Annotated in this window: 19 protein-coding genes; 13 read left to right on the plus strand and 6 right to left on the minus strand. The window is 47.6% G+C overall.

What is annotated here, in order from left to right:
- Window positions 1-739: 739 nt before the first annotated feature.
- Genes F7D20_RS04410 through F7D20_RS04420 form a run of 3 tightly spaced genes read left to right on the plus strand, consistent with a single transcriptional unit; the run spans window position 740 to window position 3,427 of the window.
- Entirely contained in the window at window positions 740-1,411 is a 672-nt protein-coding gene (locus tag F7D20_RS04410) for a DUF4230 domain-containing protein (protein WP_228114098.1), read from the plus strand.
- 12 nt (window positions 1,412-1,423) lie between these two features.
- Complete coding sequence (locus F7D20_RS04415; RefSeq protein WP_158463007.1) at window positions 1,424-2,020, plus strand: DUF4230 domain-containing protein; 597 nt, start codon at window positions 1,424-1,426, stop codon at window positions 2,018-2,020.
- A 27-nt stretch (window positions 2,021-2,047) separates the two neighbouring features.
- Entirely contained in the window at window positions 2,048-3,427 is a 1,380-nt protein-coding gene (locus F7D20_RS04420; protein WP_158463008.1) for an alanine/glycine:cation symporter family protein, read from the plus strand.
- Between the two features lie 77 nt (window positions 3,428-3,504).
- On the opposite strand, the gene F7D20_RS04425 is transcribed toward F7D20_RS04420, so the two are convergent.
- Window positions 3,505-4,083 carry a GNAT family N-acetyltransferase gene (locus F7D20_RS04425; protein ID WP_158463049.1) on the minus strand — a complete coding sequence of 193 codons (579 nt, stop codon included), beginning with the start codon at window positions 4,081-4,083 and terminating at the stop codon, window positions 3,505-3,507.
- Window positions 4,084-4,166: 83 nt separating this feature from the next.
- On the minus strand, window positions 4,167-5,291 hold the full coding sequence (locus tag F7D20_RS04430) for a helix-turn-helix domain-containing protein (protein ID WP_158463009.1): 1,125 nt from the start codon (window positions 5,289-5,291) through the stop codon (window positions 4,167-4,169).
- A 286-nt stretch (window positions 5,292-5,577) separates the two neighbouring features.
- Between F7D20_RS04430 and F7D20_RS04435 the strand changes: the two genes are divergently transcribed.
- Complete coding sequence (locus F7D20_RS04435) at window positions 5,578-8,121, plus strand: hypothetical protein (protein WP_158463010.1); 2,544 nt, start codon at window positions 5,578-5,580, stop codon at window positions 8,119-8,121.
- Between the two features lie 74 nt (window positions 8,122-8,195).
- Window positions 8,196-8,405: a hypothetical protein gene (locus F7D20_RS04440; RefSeq protein ID WP_158463011.1), complete on the plus strand. Its 210-nt coding sequence runs from the start codon at window positions 8,196-8,198 to the stop codon at window positions 8,403-8,405.
- A 394-nt stretch (window positions 8,406-8,799) separates the two neighbouring features.
- On the opposite strand, the gene F7D20_RS04445 is transcribed toward F7D20_RS04440, so the two are convergent.
- The 3 genes from F7D20_RS04445 to F7D20_RS04455 form a co-directional block, all read right to left on the minus strand.
- Window positions 8,800-9,813, minus strand: a complete 1,014-nt coding sequence (locus F7D20_RS04445; RefSeq protein WP_158463012.1) for a LacI family DNA-binding transcriptional regulator — start codon at window positions 9,811-9,813, stop codon at window positions 8,800-8,802.
- A 451-nt stretch (window positions 9,814-10,264) separates the two neighbouring features.
- Window positions 10,265-10,930: a helix-turn-helix transcriptional regulator gene (locus F7D20_RS04450; RefSeq protein ID WP_022251750.1), complete on the minus strand. Its 666-nt coding sequence runs from the start codon at window positions 10,928-10,930 to the stop codon at window positions 10,265-10,267.
- A gap of 58 nt (window positions 10,931-10,988) precedes the next feature.
- Window positions 10,989-13,541: a DUF5686 and carboxypeptidase-like regulatory domain-containing protein gene (locus F7D20_RS04455; protein ID WP_194253491.1), complete on the minus strand. Its 2,553-nt coding sequence runs from the start codon at window positions 13,539-13,541 to the stop codon at window positions 10,989-10,991.
- A 399-nt stretch (window positions 13,542-13,940) separates the two neighbouring features.
- On the opposite strand from F7D20_RS04455, the gene F7D20_RS04460 reads away from it, so the two are divergent.
- From F7D20_RS04460 to F7D20_RS04475, 4 genes are all read left to right on the plus strand, one after another.
- Window positions 13,941-14,477 carry a phosphatidylglycerophosphatase A family protein gene (locus tag F7D20_RS04460; RefSeq protein WP_158463013.1) on the plus strand — a complete coding sequence of 179 codons (537 nt, stop codon included), beginning with the start codon at window positions 13,941-13,943 and terminating at the stop codon, window positions 14,475-14,477.
- A complete protein-coding gene (locus F7D20_RS04465; RefSeq protein ID WP_158463014.1) occupies window positions 14,465-14,905 on the plus strand; it encodes a GtrA family protein in 441 nt (146 codons plus the stop codon). Before F7D20_RS04460 ends, F7D20_RS04465 begins: the two co-directional genes overlap by 13 nt.
- Window positions 14,906-14,980: 75 nt before the next feature.
- Complete coding sequence (locus F7D20_RS04470; protein WP_158463015.1) at window positions 14,981-15,625, plus strand: CDP-alcohol phosphatidyltransferase family protein; 645 nt, start codon at window positions 14,981-14,983, stop codon at window positions 15,623-15,625.
- Window positions 15,622-16,470 (plus strand): phosphatase PAP2 family protein, encoded by an 849-nt coding sequence (locus tag F7D20_RS04475; protein ID WP_158463016.1) that lies wholly within the window; start codon window positions 15,622-15,624, stop codon window positions 16,468-16,470. The genes F7D20_RS04470 and F7D20_RS04475 overlap by 4 nt, the downstream gene beginning before the upstream one ends.
- 29 nt (window positions 16,471-16,499) lie before the next feature.
- Here the strand turns inward: F7D20_RS04475 and F7D20_RS04480 are convergent, their stop codons facing one another.
- On the minus strand, window positions 16,500-17,708 hold the full coding sequence (locus F7D20_RS04480) for an N-acetyltransferase (protein ID WP_158463017.1): 1,209 nt from the start codon (window positions 17,706-17,708) through the stop codon (window positions 16,500-16,502).
- A gap of 148 nt (window positions 17,709-17,856) precedes the next feature.
- Here F7D20_RS04480 and F7D20_RS04485 point away from each other — a divergent pair, with 148 nt between their 5' ends.
- The 4 genes from F7D20_RS04485 (at window position 17,857) to F7D20_RS04500 (ending at window position 24,082) form a co-directional block, all read left to right on the plus strand.
- Window positions 17,857-19,236 (plus strand): MATE family efflux transporter, encoded by a 1,380-nt coding sequence (locus F7D20_RS04485; protein WP_158463018.1) that lies wholly within the window; start codon window positions 17,857-17,859, stop codon window positions 19,234-19,236.
- Window positions 19,237-19,284: 48 nt separating this feature from the next.
- Window positions 19,285-20,226 (plus strand): serine O-acetyltransferase EpsC, encoded by a 942-nt coding sequence (gene epsC / locus F7D20_RS04490; RefSeq protein ID WP_022251700.1) that lies wholly within the window; start codon window positions 19,285-19,287, stop codon window positions 20,224-20,226.
- Window positions 20,210-21,766 (plus strand): THUMP domain-containing class I SAM-dependent RNA methyltransferase, encoded by a 1,557-nt coding sequence (locus tag F7D20_RS04495; RefSeq protein ID WP_158463019.1) that lies wholly within the window; start codon window positions 20,210-20,212, stop codon window positions 21,764-21,766. The genes epsC and F7D20_RS04495 overlap by 17 nt, the downstream gene beginning before the upstream one ends.
- Before the next feature lie 69 nt (window positions 21,767-21,835).
- Complete coding sequence (locus F7D20_RS04500) at window positions 21,836-24,082, plus strand: S9 family peptidase (protein ID WP_158463020.1); 2,247 nt, start codon at window positions 21,836-21,838, stop codon at window positions 24,080-24,082.
- Window positions 24,083-24,087 lie beyond the last annotated feature (5 nt).

A 24,087-nucleotide genomic window follows, 5' to 3' on the forward strand; every position in this document is an offset into this window, starting at 1 on the left:
GTTTGCAGATATAAAGATTTTTATCTCTTTATTTTTCCAAGTGCAAATATAATAGTAAGGGCAAAAGCTTTAAAATTCCCGGCAATTAGTAAAGCTTTTGCCCTTACAGGTAGGGTGTTCAAAATCCGTTTAAAATTTGGCACGTTTTTTAGTCGAATAATCGGTTTAACTAACTGATATTTCAATAATTATCGATACGAAGATTGCGCAGAACTTAAAAAAGTCACATTTTTGAATTCTTAACACGTTGATTTCGTGTGAATTAACTTGTATTTCGACGCAAAAAACGTGTCGAAAAATTGATAGATTTTGAACACCCTACCTTACAGGGCGACTTGCTGACTGCCTTTATACCCAGGGCGTTGCCCTGGGCTAAGAGCTTCTGCCCTTTCAGGGCGTTCCAACCATACAGGTCGAATTGTTTTCAGTTCTTCATAAATTTGTTCTGACACTTGCGAAAAATCTATGTTCTATACTTTAGAACATAAGTTCGATACTTTAGAACATAAGTTCCATACTTTAGAACATAAGTTCCATACTTTAGAACATAGATTTTGATAGGCTGAAAAAACTTTTTCTGTGGTTTTTCGATTTGAGTTGACCACACTTAGTGTTATTTTTAACTACCCAAAAGCTACAGATTATCACAAAACAAAGAGGAAAAGTATAAAATTGACTGATACTATTTGGTTATTTACTCAAATTGTCGTACCTTTGCAACGAAAACAAAACAATTAGTATGAGAAAGACCATTTTACTTGTCATTATGACAACTGCTATCATATTCTCTGCTTGTACAGGCAGACAAGCCAAAGAGAAAGAGAAGGCTCTCGACACCATTCCCATGATGGTGATGCAGATACAGAAATGCAGTCGTCTATATACAGCCGAGGCACAGGTTCACAGAATCATCACCCACGACGACCAACTCAGACTGAAAGGCTCTATACTGAAAAACGAGTTCGACATCAGTCTGCCTGGAGGAAAGCGCAAGGTTGCCATCCCTATGGACGCCACCCTCAAGGCATATATCGACTTCAAAGGTTTCAACGAAAAGAACGTGAGACGGCAGGGCGAGAAGATAGAAATCATCCTCCCTGATCCTAAGGTGGTGCTGACAAGCAGCAAGATAGACCACGAAGGAATCAAGAAATTCGTATCGCTGACACGCAGAAACTTCAGCGATGAAGAACTCAGCAGCTACGAGCAGGAAGGACGAAAGGGCATCATCAACGACATTCCACGCATGGATATTCTGGAAACAGCCCGCCAAAGTGCCGCGCACACCTTGGTACCCATGCTCGTCAACTTGGGATTCAAAGCCGAGAACATCAAGATTAGTTTCAGAAAGAAGTTTACCTCATCCGATCTTTCAAGCCTCATCGACGGCACATCGGTTGAGAACAAGTAAGGTACTACAGATATGAGAAAATTTGAAATTATCATCATACTCCTGCTCATCGTCATCATCGGCGGAGGTCTGTACTGGCTCAACAAGGACAACTCCATCTCGATGCAACAAGAAGGCAAGACCATACTCTCGCCTACACAGATAAAGAGTATCGAAGCCATCGGACAGTGGGAATTCCTGTCCATCAGCGATGAGGAACTGATAGACACCGTGAGAAAGGGACTCATCAGCGACGACGAACTGGTAAGGATCTACTATGGCACCCTCAGGCTGGGCATCAACATGCGAGAGGTGGGCACAGAATGGCTGAGCGCCGAGGGCGACACCATCATCTGCACCCTGCCTCCCATCAGGCTCCTCGACCGCAACTTTATCGATGAGGCAAAGACACGTTCGTTCTTCGAAGAAGGCAAATGGACCGGTAAAGACCGACAGGACATGTACAAAAGAGCCTATGAAGCTATGAGCAGACGATGCTTTACAAAAGCCAACATCGCCAAGGCAGAGGAAAATGCCAAGGCGCAGTTTGAGGGAATGTTCCAGGCCATGGGTTACAGCAACGTAAGCATAAGAATAGAACATGGGATCATAAAAGAGAAAGACAAATAACAAACAGGTAAAAAAATAAGAGAGATTATGGATACACTAAACGACATTTTCGCAACGCTAAGCTCATTCTTGTGGGGTTGGCCCATGATTATTCTGCTCTTGGGCACACACCTCTTTCTTACGATCCGTCTGCATTTCCCGCAGCGTAAGATTTTCAAGGCCATCAAGTTATCCGTCAAGAAAGACAAGAATGCCACGGGTGATGTATCCCAGTTTGGCGCTCTTGCCACTGCACTTGCCGCCACTATAGGTACGGGCAACATCATCGGTGTGGCAACAGCCATCGCCCTGGGTGGTCCGGGTGCTGTGCTGTGGTGCTGGCTGACAGGTGTATTCGGTATATCCACCAAATATGCCGAGGGTTTATTGGCTGTTAAGTATCGTGTGAAGACCCAGCGCGGCCAAATGTTGGGTGGTCCTATGTACGCCTTGGAGAAAGGCCTGGGCTGGAAATGGCTCGCCATCCTCTTCGCACTCTTTGCCGCGATAGCCTCTTTCGGCATCGGCAGCACCGTACAGGCAAACGCCATCTCTACCCTCGTAGAAAACCAGTATGGCATTTCTCCCTACATCACAGGAACCGTCGTATGCGCCTTGGGAGCAGCCGTCATCATAGGAGGAGTGAAATCAATATCAAGAGTATGTGGAATGCTTGTTCCCTTCATGGCACTTTTCTATGTGTTGGGATGCATCTATATTCTCTTTGTCAACCATGCCTATCTGTGGCCGGCTATCAAGGTTATCTTTGAGTCTGCCTTCACTACCCGCGCGGCAGGAGGCGGTTTCGCTGGCAGCACATTGATGATGGCAGCCCGATATGGTATAGCCCGTGGTCTGTTCTCCAACGAGTCGGGTCTTGGTTCTGCTCCTATCGTAGCCGCAGCTGCACAGACACGCAACCCTGTGCGCCAGGCTCTTGTTTCATCGACAGGCACCTTCTGGGACACCGTCATCATCTGTGCCCTTACAGGTCTGGTCATCACCTCAAGCATCATTGCCTACCCCGACATCGACTACCACAACGGAGCAGCCCTTACGAAGGCTGCCTTCAGCAAGATACCTTACATAGGAGCACCCTTGCTCACCTTTGGTTTAGCCACTTTTGCTTTCAGTACCACCTTAGGTTGGAGCTATTATGGCGAGCGCTGCGTGGAGTATCTCAAGGGCAAGCGCTGGATGCTGACCTACCGTGTGCTCTACATCGTCAGCATCTTTGCGGGCAGTGTCATCGGACTGGAGATGGTATGGAACATCGCCGACTGTATGAACGCCCTGATGGCAATACCTAACCTTGTATCCCTGCTCTGCCTCAGCGGCATCATCGTACACGAAACACGCAAGTATCTGTGGCGCGACCGGTTGGACCGCGACATGGATGAGAACGAGATAGAAGAACTGGAAAAATAATAATAAAAGCTACAAAAGAAATATGGCTGTCAACTCTCCTAAGGATTGTCGACAGCCATATTTCTTTAAGCGACCGTTCAGTCTATCTGATATTGCAGATGCCGCATCTCATGGCCTCCCCATGCAGAATCATTGGCGTACAGAAATCCCACCTTATTATATAAGGACTCCGCGCGAGGGTTTCCCTTGTCGACAAGCAGTCCCACAGCAGGCAATCCCATCTCACGTGCACGCTCGATGACTGCTTTCAGCAAATATTTGGCAATGCCATGCCCCCGGAACTCTTCCGACACAGCGATGCTGTCGATGTAAAGCTCGCCAGCCTGTGTCTCATCGTCCATATCCGAATAGTCGATACCAAACTCCCGTTGAGCAGCCTCTATGAAACGACGGCGCAAACGATGCAGCTCACCTCCATCATAAGATACACAGATGCCAGCCAACCGACCATCATCAGTAAAAGCACAAAGCGTATTGCGATAGCTGTACTGACTGTCATCGAGAGCCACCAGTTCCGTCATCACCCGTCGGAAATCCTCTATCGTATGTTCTTTACCTGCCAGATTCTGGCAACACTCATGATTCATCGCCTCCATAATGAGTGAGGCAATAGGCGCTGCCAAACTGGCAGTAGCCCCTTCTACTCGTACATTCATTTCCATGTCTTTTATTTTCTAACAACCTCTATCTTTGCATCACCAGGGCGATACAGATAGCCCACACATTCGGCAGCACTATTTTAAACATTTTGTTCCTTACGCCAGGCTGCTGGCGTCATGCTCTCAAAGCGCGAGAACACCCTTGAGAAATAAGAGGACGAGGAGAAACCGGAATAGATAGCCACCTCTTCCTGTTTGACATTCGGATTCTCACGCATATAGCTTTTTGCCTCTTCCAGACGCAGCTTCGTAATCCAGGTGCTGAAGTTGGTACCGTGTTTACGGTTGATATAGCGAGACATATATAGCTTGTTGGTACCCATCTCTGCCGCCAAGTCATCTATCGTCAACTGAGGAGCAAGGAACCGCTTTTCAGAAAGCCATCTCTTCACTTGCTCGCCAAAGAGCTGCTCATAGTTGTCAGTCCGCGATATTTTCTGTTCTTTAGTATCTGTCTCCATCCTTTCTTTGTCTGTCACCTCGGCACTGTTCAATTTTCCATACATGCCTGCATAGTTGATGAAACTGATGGCTATATAGAAATTGGCAGAGATGACATAAACTTGGAAAAGATAATTATAGATAATGCCCCCAAGCAACGTAGTGAAACTCAGTACATTGGTAAGGATTATAAGGATGATACTCTTCTTAATCCAGGACATAAACTGTTGCATATCCTCCGCAAAATAATTTTCCAGTTTCCTCCTCTTCTCATTATATAGGATATAGAAACGTCTCAAGAACAACACGTACTGCACAAATAATATAAAGAAGGGAAACCACGAGACCCAAGCATCCACCTTGCCAAAGACTCCTATGGTGGAAGTAATCATCAAGACTGCAGATAACAGGAAGATAGCCCAGCCCTTTCTGAAATTTCGCCACGACATATACTTCTCGTCCAACAAATAGAAGAAAGTGGAAAAGAAGAAGATGGCTTCCAGATAAAAAAATATAAAATCAGTACACTTGATATATGGATTGAGCGCTTTCCAATCGGCAGAGCTGGAAATAGCCAAATAGACAACAAGGTTGAATCCCATGATAAAATATGTAGTTGCCAAACATCTCTTTGCCTTGCGATAAGGAAGATATTCGGCAGCAAGAGGCACCTTTCCAAACAACAGGACAATGCCGAGGCCAAAATAAATGGCTCCAACACATTGGATCAACACATTGAAATAATGCTCTAATAACTCTTTCATATACAATTCTACTTATGAGATACAAAAGTACAAAAAAAAAATTATTCCACCTCAAATTAAGACAAAAAAGCGACATTGTTCACTATTTTTACATTTTTGCGTCATTTTTTCTATTTTTGAAATTGTAAAAAGGGTAATTTTTCTAATATTACAAGTACTCACACCAAAGTTTCCACTACCTTTGCAAATGTTTAAAACTGGCGCTCCAACTATTCATCACAAAATGCTGAGCGTCGAAAATAGGATGAGTAAAACTGACACAAAAACTTTTCTAAATTGAAATGAAATGAGAAAAAAGCTACAACAACAGCGCTACGAAGCAGCACAAAAGAGATTCACCTCTGTCATTACTTTTCTTGTCGTGCTTCTATTCGTCATTGGAGGAAGTCTCCAAGTACAAGCCCAGGATACCAATACGAATGGAACCCACATCACGGGCATCGAATCGCTGACAGGTTGCAGCAAGGAAGATGTAAGAGATGCTGTAATCAGCGACAACACCTTTCCTGAAGATGACAAAAACAAGATCTTCTTCCTCTACAATGTCAAGACGGGTCTGCTGCTCAATGCAGGAGGCTATTGGGGAACTCATGTCTCTTTGAAAGAATACGGGATGCCGCTATGGATACATATCGACAAAAACGACTGGATTCACCTTGGTCAGAAGTTTGACTCGAAGGAATCGAAAGAAGAGGGCAACTACCTGGAATACGAGACTGGGAATAAGCCTTCTGAAGACAATGGTGTGTATATTGACAGAGCATATATTTATAAAGGAACCACTGGCCTTTTGAACAATATCATCAAGAGAGGCTGGAAACTGGAGGCAGTTTCTGGCAAGACCAACACCTACAGGCTATATACGTACAGCACCACCTCATGGTCTACGAACATAGCTCCAAGTTTTGACGAGACCAAGTATTACCTCATCGCAGCCAAGACACAAGGCGATGTGGACAGAAACTGCTATGTTGTGAAAGAAGGAAACAAAGAGATAACCGAACACAACGATGAATGGAGATTCCTGTCTTACCAACAGATATTAGATCTCCAGCACGAGAACACCAACAACATCATCTCGTCCATCGACCTGACCTTCCGTCTGCAATGCCCAGGCTTCTCTCGTGAGAATGCGGCTATGAGCAACTGGAAGGCTTATCAATATAGAAGAAGTGAAGAAGGCAAGATCAGATTGGGTTTGGAGCATTATTACAAACCTTACGTTAACAGCGATGTAACAACTGCCGGCTATTGCACGATAAGCGAGTTATATACCAATGATTTCGAAAATAAAACGATAAAAAACTACAAATTTCCCGATGGCAGCAATGCTATCACGTTCACAGGAAACAAGAATTACGAGCGTCATTGCGGTAAGTATTATTGCGCTGATGCCAAGAATTTCCGAGGCACGATCTACCAGGATGTCAAAGTAAGTCATAGTGGTGCATACGTCATCGAGTGCAAGGGATTCTCCACTACCACTAAGGCAAAGCTCTATGCCTGCTTGGTGAATGCCGACAACACTGCGGACACCAAGACGATGCATGCCACCGTTCTGGGACAGACTGATTACATGTCTGCACAGGAAAAGAAAGCGCTACATATCGAAGAACAGAATATGGACTATGCTGCCAAGGAATTCTACGGCAGTCACAAATACTTCAACAGTGTGCTGGTACAAGTGCCAGAAGGTGGCGGCACTATCCGATTCGGTATCGAAATCGGTACAAAGGATGACACAACAGTACCGGGGGAATCGGAGAAAGAGTGGACGGTATTCGATGACTTCCGCCTCCTCTATACAAGCAGGACTATTGATGGCGACTTGGTCCTCGATCAGGACAGAGACAACCTGGAATATCTGAAATGCTCCAACACCTACAAGAGTGTGACACTACACCTCAACAAGACCTTCGACAAGGACAAGTGGAATGGCTTCGTATTGCCCGTAAGCCTTACCAAGGACCAACTCACGCAGGCATTCGGTCCTAACGTGAAACTGGCAAAGCTCGCCAAGTTGACCAGCAATGAGATACAGTTTGTCAGCATAAACATGAGCACGGTTGGAAACGACGAGATAGCAATGCAAGCCTACATACCTTACATCATTTTCCCTACCAAGCATGCCGAACAGGAACAGACTCCAGCCTACACGGCATCGCTGAGTAAGATAGTCAACGGCCAGGCAGAGAAGGTATCGGTGATCATCGGCAAGAACCATATCGACATTCCCAATGTCTCATTCGCTGTTGTTGACGGAAAAAACGAGAACGACCTCAGCAATATGAATACAAAGAACTGGACAACCAACAGCAGTATCGTTGTTAAGGGCTCTGGCACTCCATTCTTCGAAGGCAACGGCACCATGACAGCCTTTGGAACATTTGCCAGAACCTTCGGAAAAGGCACACAGAATAATACTACAGACAAGGACAAAGATGATTACGGCAAATGGACCATCACGGACAAGTCAACCATCATAGCGGGTCGCAGCGACCTAAAGGGCTGCTACTTCTTCTCCAATGGTAAGATGTATACTTCCGCTAAAAGAGCAAGAGGCTTGCGAGGCTTCAGCGTATGGTTTGCACCAACTACTGCTTCCGACGGCAACCCTGCCAAACCAGCCAACGTTTTCCTTGATGGTGTATCCTTGGACAAGACCACAGGCATCAGCCCCATCATCTATGGCGAAGAAGAAAGCAGAATTGACAGATTCGCCCATGGCATCTATAGCCTGAATGGTCAACTCATCAGCAACAGCAGTTCCTTGGACGGACTTCCAAGTGGAATCTACATTCTGAACGGCAAGAAAGTCATCAAGAGATAATCGGGAGCTACAAGTCTTGAGCAAGAAAGCCAGGACCAACAAAACAATTAGTTAAACACTAAAATCGACAGACGATGAAAAAAAGATATATATGCCCCATGACCACAACCATCATGGCTGAGACTTGCAGCATCTGCGCAGGTTCTCTTAAATGGACGGAACGCCCAGAGTCACAAGACCCTGAAGGGACAGAAGAGCCATCCAGCTGGGGAGAAATCATCTGGGACAAGGGACAAGGTTCATTCAAGCCAGAAGAAGACCCATTCGACCCAAACAACTGGTAAGGAACACGCCCTGAAGGGGCAGAAGCTCTTAGCCCAGGGCATCGCCCTGGGTAATTACGTTAGCAAACCTGTCGCCCTGTAAGGGCAAAAGCTTTAAAATACCGGACAATATACAAAGCTTTTGCCCTTACAGGGCGCCTTGCTGATTGGCATTATACCCAGGGCGCTGCCCTGGGCTAAGAGCTTCTGCCCCTTCAGGGCGTGTGGGGAAAAAATTGCGAAACTTCAATCATAGATAGCTTAATCTGCTAAAGCTGGATTTGCGCCTGTTGCAGATCTACCGCCTTGGCAGTTAGAGTACCCTTTCCCTTCAAGACAATTTGTTTTTAGCGTCATGAGCATCAGGTTTTTGTTGTCGGTATTAGGTTTATTCGGTAGCAGGCAGGTGGGGTATTTAAAGCTTCTCAGAACTTTCGCGTATCTTGAGAATCATCGGAACCACCTCCTTATATATCTTATTATCTCCATTGATATTTCTCATGAGCAGTTCGCAGGCTTTTGCACCCTGCTCGTGCGCCTTGTCCATAATGGCAGTGAGACGAGGAGTAACAAAGGCAGCAGCATCACCATCGGTGAAACCGATGATGGCCACATCTTCAGGTATGCGAAGTCCCTTGGCCTTGATGGCATCAAAGGCAGCATAGGTGATGATGTCATTAAAGGCAAGAATGGCATCTGGCGGATTGGGGCCCTCAAGCAGTCGGAGGGTATTGTTGCGAGCCACCTCGAAGTCTATCTTGTCGCACACCACAAGGTCTCGGTCTATCGTGATACGGTTTTCACGCAAAGCCTCGAGATAACCATGTTTGCGTCGGCGTACCATATCCAGATTATTTGGTCCTCCGATGAAGGCTATCCTCTTGGAGCCCGTCTCTATCATGTGCTGAGTGGCTTCCTGTGCTGCAACATCTCCATTAGCCACCACCTGCGAGAACTTGTCTTCGAGACAGCATCGGGCAAAGAATACGAGCGGAATGCTCATGTCATGGAGTTGTTCGAAATGGGAATAATCCACAGTATCCTGTGCCAGACAGGCGATGATGCCTTCCACATGCATATTAAGGAAGTTGTCGAGGGCACGCTCTTCGCGTGTATGGTCCTCATGACTGTTGGCGCTGATAACAGAGTAGCCCTGTTTGGAGGCATAATCTTCTATACCATCAAGCACAGCTGCATAATAATGGGTTACCAAGTTGGGAACGATAACTCCAATGACCCTTGGCGCTTCCTTACGAAGGCTTTGCGCAAAGGGATTGGGACGGTAGTTCAACTGCTTGGCAAGCTCTTTCACTTTTCGTGTCATCTCCTCTCCCACCTCATGGCTGTTTCGCAAAGCTCTTGATACGGTAGCTATGCTCACGCCCAGATGGTCGGCGAGATCTTTGAGTGATGTTCTGCGTGGCTTCATGTGTGGTAAATAAGTTTATGCTATATATTAATTTCAACATGGCATCTTGCTGCCTTTTTTGTACAGAGATAAAGCAAGCAAGCGCAATGAAAGTTACTTTCAAATTGCCGAGTGCCGCCAATCTTTTGCAAAGATTGTGCAAACAAGCGCAATGAAAACTTGTTTTCAAATTGCCGAGTGCCGCCAATCTTCTGCAAAGATACATCATTTTTTCGTGAATCGAAAACGTTTACGTGCATTTTTTAATGAAAAACATATTAAGGTTTCTTTTTTTCTTGTAATTTTGCACTCAGAAAAGTAATGAATAGTTGATAATAAGTTAGTTAGAAAATGGGAGCTTAGTGATGTCGTGAGACATTTCTAAGCTTTTTTTGTACGCTTACTTAAAGGCACTGCGCCTGTCGTGCCAATATATCACTCAACTATCGCAAGGTGTGGGAATTTATTGAAGTTAGATATAATATTCTGCCGAGTCGATGAGTCCTGCTCTCAAGGCATACTTGGTTGCTTCATGAGCATTGTTGACATCGAGCTTTCTGAAGATGTTCTTGCGATGAGTGTTGACAGTATGAAAGCTGGAGAAACGTTTTTCGGCTATTTCCTTGGTCGTCATACCGAGAGCGATGTCTATCAGAATCTCTGTCTCTGTCTTGGTGAGTTTCACTTTTTCCTCAGTCTTGGCAGGTGGCGGTGCAAGAAGCACCTCCGTCATGTGCTGGCAGATAAAGCGATTGCCCTGCACACAATACAGAATGGCAGCCTTGATTTCCGACAGCTGACTATCTTTGGTCAAGATACTGAACTGCGTACTGCTTGCTATGAGCACACGTACAAAGTCCACACTCAGGTCTTCGCTGAAGAGCAACCATCGGGTGTGGGTGAATCGCTGGTGCAGGATGAGCAGCTCATCGGCATCGTTGATATCGAAGAGCGTATAGTCAAGCACTACCACCGCATCGTCGTCATCCTTCAGGGCAAGCATCAATTCTGCCTTGTCCTCTACGTACTTCCACTCAATTCCAGGCATTTCCTCCTTATCGCCAACATTCATCTGCTGAATGATGTGAACCAGTCCCATACGGGTAATGTCCTGTCTGTCTGCCAACAATATTCTCATCGCATGCTTGTTTTTATGTTGATATTTTCTGCCTATACTCTTTCACACATTCTCCCATTTAGAATGTCATCGAGAATCCGAAACGTATGCCCCACTTGCTGATGTCCTCATTATTCAGATAGGTGAGTCGGCGCACATACTCTACAGCAAAGAACTTGAATATGTTGTGTACACCAGCCACACACTCCCAGTAGGGTGTATTGTTCATCACGTGCGATTTGCTTGGGAACTTAAACAGTTCCGTATCCCCTTGGTTTTTCTCCAAATAAGGATTGTTCTTATCGGTGAGGTTTCCCCATACGCCTTTCACGGCGAAATATTCACGCCACTTCAGCTTCTTGATGAGCGGAATACGGTTGAGCAACTTGCCGTTCATATCCCACGACAGAGACGCAAACACCTGACGGTCGTTGAGAAACTCCCAGTCTCTCATCAGGCTCACACTCGATTCAGACTCAAAGTACGAGAGGTTGACAGGCGGCAGGATGAGCATCGGGAATGGCACCTTGTTCCATTGAGCCTGTCCCACAGCATGGAAGTCGAGATAACCGAAACTGCCAAGCCACTGACGCTTATAGATACTCACTTTCGTGATGTTGCTGTGATACTGTCCACCCATAAAGCCTTTAAAGCCCATGGTATGCGAGATTCCTATCTCTGGACTGTCGAGGTTGATAGGCAGTCGTTGCTGCTTGGTGTTGACATAGGTGACTCCAGGATTGTAATTGATGCCCACATTGATGTCGGTCATTCTGATTTTCTTCACCTCGTTTCCATCCAGTGTGAAGTAGTGCAGATTGCCTGCAGTACGGTTGCTCTGCCAGCGTATACCGGTATTAAAACGCAGTCCCCAATCGGTCTCGTAGGTAAAGGCGAGCCGCTGTCGATGATAGAGGAACATCTCGTCCTGCGTTGCCGCACGGAAGGTCATGAAGATATTGTCCTTGTTGTGCTGCAGGTTGTCATCGGAAGGCGACATGATGTCACGGGACACCTCAAAGGTAACATTCCGCATCGGGAACTCGAAGGGACTATTTTTCTTCTTGTTGAGCGAGTAGGTCAACACATGTCCTGTATACCATTCGTTACTCTTCGTACCATAGGCCGCATAGCCGTTCCAGAAGAAATGGGGATTGAGCGCAGCCATGGTACGACCAGCCAGACGAAGACGTATGCCGTCTACATAGTTTTTCGACAGATAGGTGTTGACAGGACCGAGGTCGAACTTACTTTTCTTTCCGCCCGGACCACTTCCTATCTCCACATAGTTCTCCATGAGAGCCTTTACACCCAGGATGATCCACTTGAAACCTTTGGAATTCTCCATGCGGTGGATGAAACTGTCCATCGACGATTCACTCTTGGTCAGGTCCACCTGCCGGTACTTGTTCCAGTAAGCCTCATCGCGGTTCATGGCATCTATGTCATGCCGCACTTTAGCCTTGCCCTTGAAAAGTACCTTGGGCAGTTCGTCGAAGGAATAGTCGGTAAGTCGGGTGTTGCGCACCACGAGCAAGTCTTGCAGCACCTTGTTGGTATGTATTTCCGCCACCATATCATCCTTGGAAAGCACCCATTCGCCATTATCCAAACGAGTGAACTCCTGCTCTATCTTCATATCCTTCACCCAGTTCACGTCGCTGTTGTGAGGCATATAGAGATTGCATTTCTTGACATGCAGCGTACTGTCGGCTGTCACATACAGTTCGCCACGGAAACCGAAGTCCTGCGAGTTGGCAGGAATAAACTGCAGATGATAGCAGAGGTCGCGCTCCACATAGACCGTGTCCTCTATATAATAATGATAAAAGGAAATAGCCGTTCTGCCGATAGGCGACGGGAAGGGATACTGCAACAGGCGCACATAGTCATCATAGATATCCACATCGGTAAACACGTCTTTCATCGTGGTACTCAGAATCTCACCCGTCTGTATCACCTGCCCAATACCATTGGTCTGCTGTCCCTTGATGATATCTTTCTCGCTCTTGGGATCTTTGCGATAGATATGCTGCGATACCGTCTCGTCGACACTCACAGGGAGAGTGAGTTTACCATTATAGGGCGATTTCTCCACCTGGTCGAGCAGATATTGTCGTTTACTGAAAAACTTGCCTTCAAGCTGTTCCTTCGAAAGGTCGTTCAGGGCAAGGGTTATCTTCTGATATTTGTCATACTGATAGTATGGATGGTTGGCCAGATCGGTTTTCTTCTTGGCTGCGATAACGCGGCGCATCAGCTCCACAGCAGGATTGTCCTTGCGCTTGTACTTACCCCGTTTCGACTTCACCACCACTTCATTGAGCCTACGGCTGTCATCCTTTAGTTTTATCTCAAGGAAGTTGGTGTTGGCGTCCACCTTCAACGTCTGCGCCTTGTAACTCAAGGCACTCACGGTAAGCATCCAACCTTCATGCTTTTCTATGGAGAAGCGGCCTTCGCCATCGCTCGACACAGCTATTCTGTGTCCTCGGTACTGCACGCTGGCATAAGGTACAGCAAATCCGTCAACGTCGATGACGCGACCTGATATTTTCTGTTGTGCCATCATCTGCTGCGTCAAAGCAACAAGCAGCACAACCATCATATATATGCGGAGTTTAATCTTCATGTCCTAAATACCTTTTTGTTTTTTATAACTCTTCTCTTTCTTGTAATTCTTTCTGTCTTTATCAGGGCACACTCTCCCCTTCACTGATTTTGATTGCAAAGTTATAAATATTATCTGAAAAGAGAGGAAAACTTTTTAATTAATTTAGTTTTTTACCTTATTTTTGGCATATTTGTCGAATATTGGAAAAAACTATTTGGTTATTTAAGGTTTTTGGCGTAATTTTGCAAACTGAACGTTTTCGTTAAGCCAAATGGGCAGAGAAAGCTTGCTTTCGCTCTGCCATAGCGAGAAAAGGTGCGCGCAAGCGAACTGCAAAACTTGAGGTCTATATATAATAAGGTGTAAGGGCAAAAGAGAAAAGACTAAAAGAAATAGCAAAAAAACAGAAACCAAGATATGAACGATAAAGGCAACCTGACAGACAAACGTCCACCCCTGCTGCCAACGATTATAGGAACAGGCTTAGGCAGCGGTTTCTGGCCTTGGGGTCCAGGAACTGCTGGCTCAGTATTGGGCACGCTGATATGGGCCGTGATAGCATTATTTGCAGGATTGGACGGAACAACATTGCAGACCACCATGTTGCTGTTGACTGTAGTATTCACCATATTGGGCACATGGGCCACCGCACAACTCCAACCCTATTGGGGCGAAGATCCAAGCCGCGTGGTTATCGATGAGATTGTGGGAGTATGGATTCCACTGTCGCTCATCATACCTTTCGAAGAGGCTGGTCACAAAGCCGACTCACTCTGGTGGGCTGTGATTGCATTGGTGCTTTTCCGCTTCTATGATATGGTAAAGCCTCTTGGCATCAAGCGCCTTGACCGCATGAGAGGTGCTTTCTACGTGATGGCCGATGACATCCTTGGAGGTGTCTATGCGGCAATCACGATGGTTATTATCAAAATAGCATGGGCATGGGTAAGATAAAACATGAACTATATACTTTCGGCAAGGCAGAAGTTACGGCTTCGATGGGCTCCGCGGTAGACTTCGGTCTGGCATTCATGTTGTCCGACATCGTAGGAATCTATTATGGTCTGGCAAATGCCTTGGGCGTGGCGGCAGGTGGCGTGACCAACTGTTGTCTGAACTACCGTTACGTTTTCGGCGATTCCAATCGCAGGAAAAGAAGTGTGGCATGGCGATATTTCATCGTATGGGCCATCAGTTGGTTACTCAATTCGGGAGGCACCATCGCACTTACCGAGTTTATCAACAGTCACGAGCGCCTCGATATTCACTATCTCATCCCCAAGAGTGTGGTAAGCATCCTCGTTGCCCTGTTGGTCAACTATCCTGCCCAGCGCAAGTTTGTATTCAAGCCTGCCAAACAGAAGTCTGCCGAAGAAAATTAAGACATTGAGCTTTCACAAGTTCAGAAGTCAAAGAAGTTGACCAAAACATTCAGAATCAATATCAATTCAAAAAATATGAACTACAGAGATTTCTTACAGAAAGTCATCTATGTGATCATCAATCCTATCATCAAGGCGATGATCCGTTTGCACATCACCCCCAACATTGTTACCTTCATCGGTTTCATAGGCAATATCGTGGCAGCTGGTTTCTTCATTGAGGCAGCTCTCACACAGAGTCTGGAACTCTTGGGATGGGGAGGACTCATCATCCTTGCTGCAGGACTCTTCGACATGATGGACGGCCGTCTGGCACGAATGAGTGGAAAAAGCAGCCTTTTTGGAGCATTATGGGACTCGACACTCGACCGCTATAGCGAACTGGTAAGCCTCTTCGGCATCTGCCTTTACTTCTTGCGCATGCAAGACGAGATGGGCTTTTGGATGGGCATCGTCACCTTTGCAGCCATGATAGGCTCAGTAATGGTGAGCTACGTACGTGCCCGAGCCGAGGGACTGGACATCGAGTGCAAGGTTGGACTGATGCAACGCCCCGAACGAGTTGTAGTGACAGCTGTCACAGCCATGCTCACTGGTTGCATGGCTGATATATGGTGGCTTGCCGGCGGTATGATTCTCATAGCCGTACTCGCCAACATCACAGCTTTCTGGCGCATAGCACATTGCTACATCGTGATGAATAAAAAGGAGGCAGAATGACAAGTTTGTATCTCATCGCCGTCTTCGCCCTGCTCATAGCATGGCAGAAGACCCGCAAGTTTGCACTTTATTTCCTGCCATGGCTCATCTTTGCCGTGACATACGACTCCATGCGCTTCTACCCTAATTATATGGTAGGCAGCATCGATGTACGTGGACTTTACGAAGCCGAGAAGTCTCTTTTCGGCATAGCAGCACAGACTCCAACAGAGTTTCAGGCCATTGCCGACCATTCGCAGATGATGATTCCAGGCGAATACTTCAGTGTGCACCATGCAGCCCTGCCCGACCTTATGGCAGGATTCTTCTACCTCTGCTGGGTTCCTGTTCCAGTAGGCTTTGCGCTCTATCTGTTCTCGAAGAAAGAATATCGTTGGTTTGTGCGTTTCTCATGGACATTCCTTGTGGTCAACCTCATAGGCTTTGTAGGCTATTACATCCATCCAGCCTCACCACCCTGGTATGTGATGGAGTATGGGTTCTCCCCCATCTTGGGAACACCGGGCAATGTGGCAGGTCTGGCACGCTTTGACGAGTTGGTGGGCTATCCTGTCTTCCACTCCATCTATTGTCACAATGCCAATGTCTTTGCTGCCGTACCCAGTCTGCATGCAGCCTATATGCTGATCACCACCTTCTATGCAGCCAAGAGTCACCAGCATTGGTTTACCACTGCAGCCTTCGCCATCATCTGTATGGGCATTTGGTGGACAGCAGTCTACTCGGGTCATCACTACATCATCGATGTACTGCTTGGCATCATGACCGCAATCATTGGCATCCTGCTCATGGAGAAAGTAGTTTTCAAAAGATTCCTGAACAGGAATAGCCAAGAAGTACATTAACACCTCACGCGGGTGGAAGAAGCCACAGTTCAGGCAAGCACCTTTTTGAAACAGCGACGGCGTCGATGCTGTTCGCTCTCCAAATATTGCCACTGGTTTCTTACGCCCGTGTTCGACTCCATCTGCGGCATTGCCTCTGCCCACTTGAAACCATACTTATGATACTGCTCTATGAGATGGGCAAAAATGATGGCATTGGCACCCTTGACACGATAGGCAGGCAACACACCGATGAGCAACAGATCTACAGTATCTGTCTTATGCCACTTGAGCACCTTCAGCAGATGCCACCATCCCCAAGGCAGAAGCTTGCCGTTGCGTGTCTTCTGCAAGGCTCTGGCAAAAGAGGGGAAGGAAACGCCAAAGCCTACCAACTTTCCACCCAGCTCATCTATCTCTTCCTGCGAAACACCCTGCTCGTCATCAGCTGCTGTCACACTTCGGTCAACCACGCCAACCACCAGATCGAGGTCAGCCATCTTGATGTACTGGTCTATCAACTGGTTGATTTGCTTCTCAGACAACTGCTGGAAGTCGTACAGGTTGGCATAAGTCTCGTTCAGTATCTCGAAGATGCGATGTCCCATACCTTTCTTCACCAACTGACTGCGGCTGAAGCGGTAAGGATGCAGGTTGTATCTTCGTTCTATCATCTGTGCCGTCTTGGCAAACTTCTCGGGTGTCACCTCAGGCACCTTGATGCGATATTCCATCCAGTCGTTATCTTTCTCGAATCCTCCCAAAGCCTCAATGTGCTGAGGATAATAAGGATAGTTGTAGATAACATAAGCTGTGGCAAGACGGTCGAAGCCTTCGATAAGCATTCCCTCACGATCCATATCGGTAAAACCAAGTGGTCCTACCATTTCTGTCATTCCATGTTCACGGCCATACTGCTCCACCGTCTCCAACAAAGCACGCGACACATCTGGGTCGTCAATGAAGTCGAACCATCCGAAGCGAACCTGCTTCTTCTGCCACTCCTCGTTGGCACGATGATTGATGATGGCAGCCACACGTCCCACCACCTTTCCTCCTCTCAAGGCCAGGTAATACTCCGCCTCACAGAACTCGAAGGAAGAGTTTCGTTCCTTCGACAAAGTGTTCTCCTCATCGAATCGGATGAATGGAACAGCATACTCATTATCTTTATAAAGATCGCAGTAAAAACCAATAAAAGCATCCAAGTCTTTCTTACTGCTCACCTTCTTGATTTCTATCTGATTGCCTTGTAGCATTGTTTCTTTCATGCCGCAAAGTTACAAAGATATTTCAAAATATGCAAATTTTAGGTTTGAAATGTGTTCTGAAAAATTAACACTGATTTAGATACATTACACCACACAAGCCTTGGCTTTGTCGGAAAAAAGCAGTACTTTTGCACGCATGAAAAGAGAGACCGACAATTACACATTCCTCACCCATTCCCCAGTACATAAAGTGATATTCACAATGGCTGTGCCTACCATTGTAAGCATGCTTTCTACAAGTATGTACAATCTTGCTGACACCTATTTTGTGAGTAGTATCAACACACAGAGTGTGGCTGCCGTGGGCATCTCCTTCTGTATGATGGCTGTCATACAGGCTGTAGGATTCTTCTTCGGACATGGATCTGGCAACTATATCTCACGACGCTTGGGAGCCAAGGACACTGACAGCGCACGCAAGATGGCTGCTACCGGAGTCGTGCTCAGTTTCATTGCAGGACTCTGCATCACCATCCTCGGACTGTCATTTCTTACACCACTCTCTCTGCTGCTCGGTTCCACCCCTACCATTCTTCCCTATACAGAACGCTACTTGGGCATTATCCTGCTCGGGGCTCCGATAATGACCATGTCGCTGACTCTTAACAACCAGATGCGCTTTCAGGGCAACACGATGTATGCCATGAAAGGTATTCTGTCGGGTGTGTTACTCAACCTCGTGTTGGCTCCGTTGCTTATCCTATACTTCTGTTTAGGTATCACGGGAGCCGCCATAGCCACACTAATCAGTCAATGCTTCGGATGTCTCATGCTTCTTCGAATGACAACCAAGGGACAGAACATACGCATCGAGCCACGGCTTTTCACTCCTTCGAAGGCATTCCTGAAGGAAATCATAGCAGGAGGAACGCCCTCACTTTCGAGACAAGGATTAGGCAGCGTTTCCACCTTGATGCTCAACGTGGCAGCAGGCTCATACGGAGACGCAGCCATTGCCGGCATGAGTATAGTCACCCGAATCGCCTTCTTCACCTATGCCATTGTCATCGGTTTGGGACAGGGGTTCCAGCCTCTTTGCGGATTCTGTTATGGTGCCCGGCTCTACAGTCGTGTAAGAGAAGCCTTCACCTTCTGCATCAAGTGCGGCACAATCTTCCTTACCGTCTGCGCAATAGCAGGATTTGTCTCTGCCGAATCCATCATCAGCCTCTTCAGAGACGAGCACGAAGTGGTGAGTGTAGGAACAGCAGCCCTGCGCTGGCAGGTACTCAGCTTTCCACTCGTGGCCTTCATCGTATTGACCAATATGCTCACACAGACCATCAGAAAGCCCATACGCGCCAACCTGGTAGCCGCAGCACGAAGCGGTCTTTTCTTCATCCCGCTCATCATCATCCTGCCCCATTGTTTCGGACTTCTTGGTGTCGAGATGTGCCAGGCATGTGCCGACGTTTGCTCCTTTGCTCTGGCGGCTCCCATTGCCTGGAGTGCCTTCCGTGATATGAAGAAAGAACAGGCAGAAAAACAAAAAACACCACAAACTTTTGGGAAATAAGAAAAAAATCGTAACTTTGCAACGGATTTTTACTGACACAATTGAGAAATGAGCAAAGACAAGCTAACTCATCAGCTGACAGAAACCATCGAAGAGCTTTCATGCCCCAAGTCGCTGAAAGGTCTGTTTCATCAGCACAGGGACGGGAACCCGCTTCCTTCGGGCAAGGCGCTCGAAGAAATCATCAATTTATCCCGCTCCATCCTTTTCCCCGGATATTATGGTAACTCATCGGTCAACATATCCACTATCAAGTACCACATCGGAGTGAGAGTGGAGAAACTCTACGAGAAACTGACAGAACAGATTCTCGCAGGTCTCTGCTTTGCCAACGACTGCGAAAGCGAGACCTCACAAGAACTGCTGCGACAGAGAGCCAAGGCCGGCGTCATAGCAGCCAAAGCCATCATGGAGTTTCCCCGACTCAGAAAGATTCTTGCCACCGACGTGGAGGCGGCCTACGAAGGCGACCCTGCTGCTGTAAGCCAGGGAGAAATCATCTCCTGCTATCCTGTGATCAAGGCCCTCACCAATTACCGTATAGCCCATGTACTCTTCGAACTTGGCGTGCCACTCATCCCCAGAATGATGACCGAGCTGGCACACTCTGAGACGGGTATCGACATTCATCCCGAAGCAACGATCGGCAAACATTTTACCATCGACCACGGAACGGGTGTGGTAATAGGCGCCACCTGTATCATTGGCAACAATGTGAAACTCTACCAGGGAGTAACCCTCGGGGCCAAGAGCTTCCCACTCGACAAGGACGGCAATCCTATCAAGGGCATTCCACGCCATCCTATCCTTGAGGATGACGTCATCGTGTACGCCAATGCCACCATCTTAGGACGAATCACCATTGGCAAGGGATGCGTCGTGGGAGCCAACGTATGGGTCACCAAGGATATGCAGCCAAAGACAAAGAAATACAAGAAAGAAAAAACAAGTTTATTAGACATAGAATTCAATAATGGAACAGGAATTTGAACTCATTGCCAAGACCTTCATGGGCTTAGAGCCCGTCTTGGCTGAGGAGCTCACCCAGTTGGGTGCCAACAATGTACAGATAGGTCGCCGTATGGTTTCCTTCACAGGCGACAAGGAAATGATGTATCGTGCCAACTTCCAGTTGCACACTGCCATCCGAGTACTCAAACCCATCAAGCACTTCAAGGCTCGCTCTGCCGAAGAAGTGTACGACGAGGTGCAGAAGATTAAATGGGACGACATTCTCGACGTGAAGAAGACATTCTCGGTCGACTCTGTGGTCTACTCGGAGGAGTTCCGCAACTCACGCTTCGTTACTTATAAGGTAAAAGATGCCATCGTGGACTGGTTCCGCGAGAAACTCGGCACACGACCTAATATCAGCGTTTCCAATCCAGACATCCGCCTCAACATTCACATTGCTGAAGACAAGGCTACCCTGAGTCTCGACTCAAGTGGTGAGAGTCTGCATCGCCGTGGCTACAGACAGGAGCAGGTGGAGGCACCTCTCAACGAGGTACTTGCTGCCGGTATGATTCTCATGACAGGCTGGAAGGGCGAGTGCGACCTCATCGACCCTATGTGTGGTTCAGGAACCATCGCCATCGAGGCTGCCCTCATTGCCCGCAACATCTCGCCAGGAGTATTCCGTAAAGAATTCGCCTTCGAGAAGTGGAACGACTTCGATCAGGAGCTCTTCGACCGTATCTATAACGACGATTCACAGGAACGTGAGTTCGAGCACCACATCTATGGCTATGATATAGACATGAAGGCTGTCAACACAGCGGCTCTCAATGTGCGTGCAGCCGGTATGACCAAAGACATCACCATCGCACAGAAAGACTTCAAGGATTTCGAGCAGCCTGCCGAGAAGAGCATCATCGTGATGAATCCTCCTTACGGCGAGCGCATCTCTACCCCTAACCTCTTGGGCACATACAAGATGATTGGCGAACGCTTCAAGAAGGCCTTTGCCGGCAACGAGGCCTGGGTACTGAGCTATCGCGAGGAATGCTTTGAGCAGATCGGCTTGAAGCCAAGTATCAAGATTCCTGTATTCAATGGAAGCTTGGAGTGCGAGTTCCGTAAATATGTCATGTTTGACGGCAAGATGAAGGACTTCCGCTCCGAAGGCGGCATCGTGAAGACCGACAGCGAGAAGCGAGAGATGGCACAAAAGCACCGTTTCAAGAAGGAGCGCGAGTTCAAGAAGCGCATCACCGAGGAGACAGAGAACGAAGAAGACGATATTCGCTCATTCAAGTTCCATACCAACCGCTTTGCCGACTTCGAGAAAAACCGCGAGGACATCCGTCGTGGCAATAAGACACGTTCGGCAGGACGACGCAACGACGACAACGATGACAGACGCTCTGGCAAGAGTTTCAAGGGAGGCGACCGCAACTTCAAGGGAGGCGACCGTGACTTCAAGCGTGGAGGAAAAGACTTCAAGCGTGGAGGCGACTTCAAAAGAGGTGGCAAGGACTTCAAGCGTGGAGGAAAACGTGGCTTCGATAACTTCGGCGATGAGGACTAAAAAATAAAGAACAAACAAAGAATCATGAATTTTAGAAAATCTCTATACCAAGTTTCACTGGTTACTATAATGGCTATATCTGCAGTCAACACACAGGCACAGGGCGTAGTTCCTGCACAGAAGGGCGATAAGACATTTACACTCGAAGACCTGAACTTCGGCGGCAACAATTATCGCAATATGGTGGCAAAGAACCGCTGGTGCACCTGGTGGGGCGACCAGCTTGTACGTCAGGATGTAGATGCATGCTATCTGGTAAACAAAACCAATGGCAAGGAAACTAAACTCTTCGGCATCAACGACATCAACCAGTGGATTGCTCCTACCAAGGACGTAAAGGTAAGGGCTCTTTACAATGCCAGGTTCCCCTTTGTAGGCAAAAGCATCGTTATGGTAAGCAACGGCAGCAAGACCTATACCGTCGACTTCAGGAAGCACCGTCTGATCAGCGAGTTGGAGTTTCAAGAGGGCGAAAATCTCCTCGAAGCCAACACTCAGCAGAACGCCTTCGCTTACCTGAAAGGCAGCAACCTGTATGTACGTACCTTCAATGCGGCACCCGAGAACGCGATGACCAAGGAGAAGAAATCGCACGATTTCCAACTCTCTGCTGATGGAAGCCGCGAGATCGTATACGGGCAAAGCGTTCACCGCGATGAGTTCGGCATATCGAAAGGCACCTTCTGGAGTCCCAATGGTGAAAGACTGGCTTTCTATCGCATGGACCAAAGCATGGTGACCGATTATCCTCAGGTCAACATACCTGAGATAGGCTTCGATCATCCCGAGACACAGAGTTGCATCGCTACTCCCGCTCCCGACAAATACCCTATGGCTGGCGAGACCTCTCATCAGGTCACCATGGGTGTGTTCGACTGTCTTACAGGAAAGACCATCTATCTGAAGGCTGGCGACCCTACCGACCGTTACTTCACCAACATAGCATGGAGCCCCGACAGCAAGACCGTCTATATGTTCGAGGTCAACCGCGACCAAAACGACAGCCGCCTTACTGCCTATGATGCAGAAACCGGCGAGAAGACTGGCGAGCTCTATCGCGAGACCGATGAGAAATATGTAGAGCCACTCCATCCTATCATGTTCCTGCCATGGGACAGCAACCGCTTCATCATGCAGAGCCGCAAGGATGGCTACAACCACCTTTATCTCTGCACATTGGGCAAGCATGGCAGTCGCATGGCAAGCAACACCGAGTCGCTCGACATCCGTCAGCTGACTTCTGGCAAGTGGGAAGTGATGGAAGTGCTCGGTTTCAACAGAAAGCACAAGAGCATCATCATAGCCAGCAACGAGTGCTCACCTATTCAGAGAAACATCTTCTTAGTAGACACCCAGACTGGCAAGCGCACCATGATGGACGACTGTGGCAAGGGATGGCACAATGCCACCCTGAGCGAGAGCGGTCAGTTTGTCTATGACAACTACTCTACTCCTGATGTGCCTCGCAAGATAGCCATCGTGAATACAGAAAACGGCAAGCGCACCCCTTACTTCACTGCCGAGAACCCATGGAAGGGCTACAATGTACCGGAATACAGTTGCGGCACTGTCAAGGCGGCCGATGGCGAGACCGATCTCTACTGGCGCATGGTGAAACCCACCAACTTCGACCCTGCCAAGAAATATCCCACCATTATATATGTATACGGTGGACCTCATGCCCACAACGTAGACGCCCGCTGGAACTACAGCAGCCGTGGTTGGGAGACCTACATGGCAGAGAAGGGCTATCTGCTCTTCATCCTCGACAACCGTGGAAGCGAGAATCGTGGCAAAGCTTTCGAACAGGCCACCTTCCGTCAACTCGGACAGATAGAGATGCAGGACCAGATGAAGGGTGTGGAATATCTCAAGACCCTTCCCTATGTGGATGCTGACAGAATAGGCGTTCACGGATGGAGTTTCGGAGGATTCATGACCATATCGCTGATGACCAACTATCCTGAGGTCTTCAAGGTAGGTGTGGCAGGAGGACCTGTTATCGACTGGCACTGGTATGAGGTGATGTATGGCGAACGCTATATGGACACACCACAGACCAACCCTGAAGGCTACAAGAAAACCTCCTTGCTCTACCAGGCAAAGAACCTCAAGGGCAAGTTGCAGATCATACAGGGTTTGAACGATGTGACAGTAGTGCCACAGCATTGCCTCACCTTCCTCAAGGCATGCATTGCAGCCGGCACACAGCCCGACTTCTTTGTCTACCCTGGCGAGCCTCACAATATGCGAGGACATCAGAGCACGCATCTGCACGAGCGCATCAGCCAGTATTTCTTCGATTATTTGAAATAACAAAC

The sequence above is a fragment of the Segatella copri genome, assembly GCF_009495355.1.
Lineage (GTDB): Bacteria > Bacteroidota > Bacteroidia > Bacteroidales > Bacteroidaceae > Prevotella.